This window comes from Virgibacillus carmonensis, assembly GCF_057836705.1.
Genome location: NZ_JBYQFJ010000342.1, coordinates 1 through 553, shown reverse-complemented (window position 1 = coordinate 553; position 553 = coordinate 1). Strand labels below are relative to the sequence as shown.

Genomic DNA, 553 nt, shown 5'->3' with positions numbered 1-553 from the left:
TAAGTCAGGCATTTAATAAGCAGGCATTAGTGGACGAAATTTTAAATGATGGATCGATTGTAGCAAAAGGCTTTGTCCCGAAAAATTTCGTGAAAATGCCAGAATCAGGCAAGGATTTCCGTGAAGCAAGCGGGGATCTATCAACCTATGATGCAGAATCTGCCAAGGAGCTCTGGAAAAGAGGCATGCAAGAGTTAGGTAAGGATAAAGTGGAACTTGAATTCTTATCTAGTGACAGTGAAACATCAAAAGAAATGGGCGAATTTATTGCCAATCAGTTAGAGCAAAATTTAGAAGGATTGGACATTACCTTGAAACAAGTACCATTTGAACAACGATTGGCACTTGATTCTGATATGGACTATCAAATTCAGTTTTCTTCCTGGTTCCCTGATTATTTAGATCCATATACATTCTTGAATCTATGGGTTACAGACGGCGGCAATAATAAGATGGGTTACTCGAATCCTGAATATGACGAATTATTGGCAAAAACAGCAAATGAATTGGCGCTTAAACCAGTTGAGCGTTACGACGCATTCTTACAAGCGGA

1 protein-coding gene is annotated in these 553 nt (G+C 39.1%); it reads left to right on the top strand.

Going from position 1 to position 553, the window contains the following annotated elements; translation table 11 throughout:
* Window positions 1-29 precede the first annotated feature (29 nt).
* Window positions 30-553, top strand: a 524-nt coding sequence (locus AC3G7N_RS22235; RefSeq protein ID WP_489424282.1) for an ABC transporter substrate-binding protein, incomplete at its 3' end; no start/stop codon positions are given.